Here is a 7,552-nt window from a genome sequence, read left to right as displayed (position 1 = left end):
GCCGCGAGCACGGCATAGCGGACCCGCACCGGGCGGCGTCGCTGCGTTCGGGCGCTAGTCATGCTTTGATGTCGGCCGTCTATGGTCCAAGGAGCAGGCGCGCAGGTTAGAAGGCGCGCGTTTCCCGACCGTTATCGAACCCGAGGCCGACCATGCTGCTTGCGACCGACGTCTGGGTGGGCGCGCTGATCCGCCGCGCCGAGATCGGCGGCGCCTTCGCGGTGGTGGCGCGCAAGGGCGACATGCGCGCCGGCACTGTCCTGGTGAAGGCTCTGGACCGGGCGAACGGCCAGGCCAGTCTCTACGCGGAGGCGACGCGCGGCGACGGCGAACGCGTGTGGATGCAGCCCGTGCGTTCCCACGACGAGGCCGAGCTCGACCGCTACATCGAGCGCACCGCGCGCATCGATCCTGACGTTTGGGTGGTGGAGATCGACGATCGCCAGGGTCGCCATTTCCTCACCGAGGACGTCGAGAAGGATTGAGCTGAACAGGGTTGATCCCAGTTTAACCGCGTTCGTCCACGGCCGGGAAAGCCCGATGCGCACATGGTGGCCGGGTGCTGACCACCGGTTCCGACTTTTCCCTGTTCCTGCTCAACGACCTCGTGGTCGACGTCCGCAAGGCGCCGACGCCCGGCAAGCTGGGCGGGCGGCGCCTGAGCGCGCTCAGCTTCGAGGCGGTGATCCGTCTGGGCCAGGAGTTCTACGCCGAACACCCGCTGCTGCATCGGACCCAGCCGCAGATGGCCGAACGGCTGGCGGCCCTCCTGGCGGCCAAGGGCAAGGGCTTCAACGCCGCCCTGTTCATCGCCCCCAGCCTGGAGTGCTTGCCGGCTGAGGTGGTGGTGCGCTTCACCGCCGTGCCGGCGCGGGTGATGGGCGTGCTGCACCAGCGACAGGGCGCCGGCCGCCTCGATGTCGTCGCCGCTGACCGCCAGGTCTGGAAACGCTTCGCGGCTTAGGGATGGCTCAGGCCGCGCCCGTGACGCAGGCGACTAGTCGACGCGCCGCCGCCAGCCCGTCAGGCGGCGCGTTGGGAGCCCGCGCTGCGCGGGCTTCGGCGCGGGGTCGTGGAAACCGCAGCCTGCGCCTGAGGAGCGGGCGTTTCGGACAGCCAGGCGCTTAGCGAGAGCGCGATCCGCATGGCTTCGTCGCGGTCCGCTAGCACGCCCAGGAACCCGCTTCCGTGTTTGATCGCCCAGCTGCGGCCGAACGCCACGACTTCAATCTGTTGCATCTCGCGCCCGCGAATCCCCGCCCCTCCCGATAGGGGCCAGCCGGCGGGATAAAGACCCTTTGTGTCAGTCGTTTCAACGCGGCCGATGGACTCGGGCGTGATGGCCGCCCCGCGCGGTCGCGTTGCGCGCATCGCGGAGCCGCGACGTGGAGAACCACTTTTTAGGCTTAGGCCAGTACGAGGTGATCAGTTCTGGAGTGGCGTGATGCTGACTGTGCTGACCTGTATTCGCGACGACCACGATCTTCGTCTCGTCGCACTCGCCGCTGTGGTGTGTATTCTCGCAGCTACAACCGCTCTTCGGTTCCACAAGCGAAACAGAGTGGCGACCGGTTCGGCGCAGGTCTGGCTTTCTCTGGGCACGGCGCTCGTTGCAGGCGGCGGCGTCTGGGCGACGCACTTTGTCGCCATGCTCGCCTACAGCACCGATGTTCCAGTGGGCTACGATTTGGTGACCACCGCCTTGTCGCTGGCGGTGGCCGTCGTTGGCATGGGATGCGGCTTCGCGATCGCCAGGCTTCATAATGAGCGCTACCTCGTGCCGGGCGGCCTGGTCATCGGCCTCAGCATCGTGGCCATGCACTTCACCGGCATCGCGGCCATCCAGTCGTCGTTCGGAATCGCATGGCGCTGGCCCTATGTGGTCGCCTCCATCGTCCTGGCGTGCGCCGGCGCCACCACCGCTCTCGTCGCCCTTCGGCGTCTGTCCGGCGTCGCGAGCTGGATCTTGCCGCCCGTATTGCTTGTGGTGGGCATCGTGGGGCTGCATTTCACCGCCATGGCGGCGATCGAACTGATCCCGGACCTGAGTCGGCCGGCCGTCGAGATGGTGGCCAACCGCATGGGCCTGGCGACCATGACCGGGGCCGTGGCGCTGCTGATCATCGCCGCCGCGGGCGCCTTGATCCTCATGGAATCGCACGGGCGCAAGGCCGGCCTGATGAACCTGGAGGCGGCCTTCCAGGGCATGTCGGCCGGCATGGCGATGTTCGACCCAGCTGGCCGCCTGGTCCTTTGGAACGAAGCCTATGCGCGTCTGCTGTCGAACTTCGGCATCGTGCCTGCCGTTGGGCTCGGTCGCTACGATCTCGTTCGCCAGGCCGGATCGGCGGGCCGCACCCATCCTGACCCATCCGATCTCCACGTCTGGGCCAAGGACGCCGAGGCCGAGCGATATGCAGGCGAGGCGCAGGAGTGGGTCACCCCGGCGCACGGCCGGATAAAGGCCGAGCTTTGCGCGCTGCCGAGCGGCGGCACCGTGACCATCCTCACCGACGTCAGCGAGGCGCACGCCTACGCCGAGGCCATGGCCGACGCCCGCGACCGCGCCGAGGCTGCGAGCCGCGCGAAGTCCGAATTCATCGCCAACATGAGCCACGAGATCCGCACGCCCCTGAACGGCATCCTGGGCATGGCGCAGGTGATGCAGCGGGAAGAGATGTCGCCGTCCCAACAGGAGCGGCTGCAGGTGGTCAAGGAGTCCGGCGCTGCCCTGCTGTCGATCCTGAACGGCGTCCTCGACCTGGCGAAGGTGCAGGCGGGAAAGCTGCTCCTCGAACTGGACGCGGTCGACGCCGCGGGATTGGCGCGCACGGTGGGCGCCGCGTTCCAAGGCGAGGCGGCCGTCAAAGGGCTGTCGCTCGAGGTGGAAGTCGCGCCGGACGCCGAGGGTATGTGGCGTGCGGATCCCGTTCGGGTGCGGCAGGTGCTGTCGAACCTGACCGGCAACGCGTTGAAATTCACCCATGAAGGCGGGGTGCGGCTGATCGTCGGGCGCTGCGCCGAGGGTCTGACCTTTGAGGTGCGCGACACCGGGATCGGCGTCAGCGACGATCAGGCCCAGATGCTGTTCGGCAGGTTCGAGCAGGCCGACACTTCCACCACCCGACGATATGGCGGCACTGGCCTCGGCCTGGCGATCTGCAAGGAGCTCGCCGACCTCATGGGCGGGACGCTCGCCGTCGACAGCACAGAAGGCGAGGGTTCCCGCTTCAGCTTTACCGTGCCCGCCGAATATCTGGGCCCCGCCGTGGTGACGGAGATGGAAGGGCGGAGCGAACTCCAGGAGGATAGGCGGCTGCGGATCCTCGCTGCGGAAGACAATCCCACCAACCAGCTAGTCCTTCGCTCGTTGCTGGCGGCGGTCGATTGCGATCTGGAGATCGTCGGCGACGGTCGCCAGGCGGTGGCGGCCGCCAAGACCGGCCATTTCGACCTGATCCTGATGGATATCCAGATGCCGGAGATCAACGGCGTCGAGGCGACGCGGGCGATCCGCGCGCATGAGGCGACTATCGGGCGTCGTACGCCGATCATCGCCCTCTCGGCCAACGTCATGAATCATCAGGTGAAAGAGTATGCCGAGGCTGGGATCGACCATTCGGTGGCGAAGCCGATTGAGCTCGCCAAGCTGTTCGCCGCGATCGAGCTGGTGCTGGCGGATCCGTCACAAGCGCGTCGCTCCACGGCGGCCTGACTTCGAAAGCGACCAAGGGGATTTGACCCACGCCTTTGCCTCTGGGCCCGGGCTGGGCTAACCCGGCGGCCATGAGCACCTCTCCTGCCGCCGAGGCCGCGCGCCGGCGCACCTTCGCGATCATCTCCCACCCCGACGCCGGCAAGACCACGCTGACCGAAAACCTGCTGCTGGCCGGCGGGGCGATCCGCGCCGCAGGCCAGGTGCGCGCGCGCGGCGAGAACCGCCGCACCCGCTCCGACTGGATGAAGATCGAACGCGAGCGCGGCATCTCGGTGTCGGCCAGCGTGATGACGTTCGACCACGCGGGCCTGATGTTCAACCTGCTGGACACGCCAGGCCACGAGGACTTCTCGGAGGATACCTACCGGACGCTGACGGCCGCGGACGCCGCGGTGATGGTGCTGGATGCGGCCAAGGGCATCGAGCCGCAAACCCTGAAGCTTTTCGAGGTCTGCCGCCTGCGCGACATTCCGATCGTCACCTTCATCAACAAGATGGACCGCGAGGCCCAAGACCCCTTCGCCCTGCTCGACGAGATCGCCGGCAAGCTGGCGCTCGACCCTGCGCCGCTCTACTGGCCGGCCGGATCGGGCGGTCGGTTCAAGGGCATGATGGACCTGCGCCGCAAGCGCTTCCTGCCGTTCGCCAAGAAGACGGAAAAGGACGAAGGTCATCCAGCCGCCGTCGCCGCCAACTCCAACGCCATCGTCACCTATCTCGACCCCGACGAACAGGCCGAGTTGGAGGAAGGCGCCATGCTGGTGCAGGAGGCTTCCAAGCCCTTTGATCCCCAGGCCTTCCTGGAAGGCCATATGACCCCGGTGTTCTTTGGCTCGGCGCTGCGCAAGTTCGGGGTCGAGGAGCTGCTGGAGGGCCTGGGCGCCTACGCGCCGCCGCCCAAGGCGGTGGCCGCGACCAAGGGCGGCGCCGACACTCACGTGGCGCCCGGCGATTCCGAAGTCACCGGCTTCGTGTTCAAGGTCCAGGCGAACATGGACCCCAACCACCGCGACCGTATCGCCTTCCTGCGGCTCTGCTCCGGCGACTTCACCCGCGGCATGAAGCTGAAGGTGCAGAACACCGGCCGTCAGTTGTCGGTGAACGCGCCGATCATGTTCTTCGCCTCCGACCGCGAGCTGGCGGAGGAAGCTTTCGCCGGCGACGTCATCGGCATCCCCAACCACGGCGTGCTGCGGGTCGGCGACAGCCTGTCAGAGAGTGGGACGCTGAGGTTTGCGGGTCTGCCGAACTTCGCGCCCGAGATCCTGCAGCGCGTTCGGGTCAAGGATCCGCTGAAGGCCAAGCATCTGAAAAAGGCTCTTGAGGGACTGGCGGAGGAGGGGGTGACTCAACTGTTCCGCCCTCAGCTTGGCGCGGACTTTATCGTCGGCGCCGTGGGGCCGCTGCAGTTCGAGGTGATGGCCGACCGGTTGGCCAACGAATACGCCCTGGACGTGGTCTTCGAGCCCAGCCCCTACGCCGAGGCCCGCTGGCTGACCGGAGCCAAGGCCGACATCGACGCCTTCATCGACACCCACAAGACCGCGATGGCCGACGATATCGACGACCAGCCCGTCTACCTGGCCAAGACCGCGTGGGACATCAACTACGCCGCCGAACGCCACCCCAAGCTCGCCTTCGAACGGACCAAGGAGCGCGGCTGAGGCGCGATGGACGCCACCGCCATCCTCTACGGCCTGCCCAGGCCCGACGTCGCCGCTGCGCCGCGCGGCGCCGTGCAGACGTCGCCGCTGATGCCGGGCTCCAGCGCGCTGGAGACCATCGCCGATGCTGCCGTTGGCGAGGCGGTGGTGCTCGCTCCGCCGGGTACGCTGGAGCGCGACGCCGTCCTGGCCCACGCCCTGCGCGCGCTACGCCCCGGCGGTCGGCTCACCGCGCTCGCGGCAAAGGACAAGGGGGGCGCGCGTCTGCGCAAGGTCCTGGAGGCGTTCGGCTGCAAGGTGGACGAGACTTCGCGCCGCCATCACCGGATCTGCGCCTGCGCGCGACCGGACGCGCCGACGGGCCTGGACGCCGCCATCGCCGCCGGCGCGGTCCGCCGGGATCCCAACCTCGGCCTCTGGACCCAGCCCGGCGTGTTCAGTTGGGATCGGATCGATCCCGGCACAGCCTTGCTGCTCAAGCACCTGCCCGCGATGCAGGGGCGCGGCGCCGACCTCGGCTGCGGGATCGGCCTGCTGGGCGGCAAAGTCTTGGAGGCCACGACTGTCTCCAGCCTGGCCCTGGTCGACCTCGACCGCCGTGCAGTCGACGCGGCGCGACGCAACGTCGTCGACCCGCGCGCCGTCTTCGCCTGGGCTGACGTGCGCCAGCCCGGCGCCCTGCCGTCGGACCTGGATTTCGTGGTGATGAACCCGCCGTTCCACGCCGCGGGCGCTGAGGATCAGTCCCTGGGTGCGGGCTTCATCGCCGTCGCCGCCGGCGCGCTGAAACGGGGCGGCCGCTGCTGGCTGGTGGCCAACCGGCATCTGCCCTACGAAGCCCCGCTGCGCGCCGCCTTCGCCGCGGTCTCGCTGCTGGCCGAGGGCGACGGCTACAAGGTCTACGAGGCCCGCCGATGACCACCGCTCGCCTCGACCGCCTGCTCGCCAACATGGGTTACGGCTCGCGCCGCGAGGTCCAGAAGCTGGCGGCGCAGGGTCTAGTGCTGTTGGACGGCGCGCGCATCACCGACGCCGCCAAGCACGTGCCCGTAGGCCCCGACCTCGCTTGGCGGATGACCGTCGCCGGCATCCCCTTGGATCCGCCTGCGCCACTCGCCCTGATGATGCACAAGCCGCTCGGCGTGGTTTGTTCGCACAAGGAGGACGGCGAGCGGGTCTACGACCTGCTGCCCGTGCGCTGGCGCACCCGCGATCCGGCGCTGTCGTCGATCGGCCGGCTGGACAAAGACACCTCCGGCCTGCTGCTGATCACCGACGACGGCCGCCTGCTGCACCGGGTGATCTCGCCCAAGTCCCACGTACCCAAGCGCTACCTGGCGACGCTCGAGCGCCCCATGGATGGCGGCGAGGCGGCGATCTTCGCCGCCGGCGAGCTGATGCTGGAGGGCGAGGGCAAGCCGCTCGCACCCGCGCTGCTGGAGCCGTTGTCGGCGACCAGGGCCTATCTGACCATCACAGAGGGCCGCTATCACCAGGTCCGGCGGATGTTCGCCGCCCTGGGCAATCACGTCGCCGCCTTGCATCGCGACCGCATCGGTGCGCTGGAGCTTCCGGGCGATCTGGCGCCTGGCGAGCACCGCATCCTCACGTCAGCCGAGTCCGAATCGATCTTCGCGGCCAAGTGACCAAGCAACGCTGAAGGCTTGCGCCGGCGTTTCGCATTAACCACATGCAAGCTTTGGGCCAACTCCAGATCAATTTTAAGTAATAGGTTAACGACTTGTTAAAGCGCTCGGCTCCGGCTTTGCTGATCAACGACTGAACCCGTTCGCGGCGTCCCGGCGTGGGACGCCTTCAGGGTCAGTCGGAGTCGCGTGCATGTTCGAATTCGCCCGGGAGCTTAGGCGCATGTTCAGCGCCGATGCGCTGAAGCCGTTCTCGGACGGGCTGACCGGCGGCGACCAGGCGCTGATGGAGCTGCTCGACCTGCGGCTGCTGGTTCGCGAGGGCAAGGCCGCCGACGTGGCCGCCGGCCGCATCAGCGCCCGCGACAAGGCCCAGCGCCGGCTGGAGGCCGCCATCGTCTGGCGCGAGGTCGCCCGCCGCACAGGCGACGCCGCGTCCCTGCGCAAGGCCGCCGCCACCGCCGAGATCGCTGCGAACGCCTTCGACCGCAACCGCCGGCCCGATGGCTGGGCGCGCGCCCGCT

General features: G+C 68.4%; 6 protein-coding genes and 1 pseudogene. All 7 read left to right on the top strand.

Annotated elements, in window-relative coordinates:
• Positions 1-152 precede the first annotated feature (152 nt).
• Positions 153-485, top strand: coding sequence for a DUF1491 family protein (locus Q8R27_RS13060; protein WP_305699423.1), 333 nt, complete (start codon positions 153-155; stop codon positions 483-485).
• Positions 486-559: 74 nt separating this feature from the next.
• Entirely contained in the window at positions 560-964 is a 405-nt protein-coding gene (locus Q8R27_RS13055) for a hypothetical protein (protein ID WP_305699422.1), read from the top strand.
• Between the two features lie 597 nt (positions 965-1,561).
• Entirely contained in the window at positions 1,562-3,715 is a 2,154-nt protein-coding gene (locus tag Q8R27_RS13050; protein ID WP_305699421.1) for an ATP-binding protein, read from the top strand.
• 71 nt (positions 3,716-3,786) lie between these two features.
• Complete coding sequence (locus Q8R27_RS13045; protein WP_305699420.1) at positions 3,787-5,382, top strand: peptide chain release factor 3; 1,596 nt, start codon at positions 3,787-3,789, stop codon at positions 5,380-5,382.
• Between the two features lie 6 nt (positions 5,383-5,388).
• Positions 5,389-6,300 (top strand): class I SAM-dependent methyltransferase, encoded by a 912-nt coding sequence (locus Q8R27_RS13040; protein ID WP_305699419.1) that lies wholly within the window; start codon positions 5,389-5,391, stop codon positions 6,298-6,300.
• Positions 6,297-7,028 (top strand): pseudouridine synthase, encoded by a 732-nt coding sequence (locus Q8R27_RS13035; protein WP_305699418.1) that lies wholly within the window; start codon positions 6,297-6,299, stop codon positions 7,026-7,028. Before Q8R27_RS13040 ends, Q8R27_RS13035 begins: the two co-directional genes overlap by 4 nt.
• Before the next feature lie 193 nt (positions 7,029-7,221).
• Positions 7,222-7,552: pseudogene (locus tag Q8R27_RS13030) on the top strand (hypothetical protein); the annotation flags it as partial.

Source organism: Phenylobacterium sp. (genome assembly GCF_030697305.1).
GTDB lineage: Bacteria > Pseudomonadota > Alphaproteobacteria > Caulobacterales > Caulobacteraceae > Phenylobacterium.
This window is presented reverse-complemented; position numbering and strand designations above follow the sequence as displayed.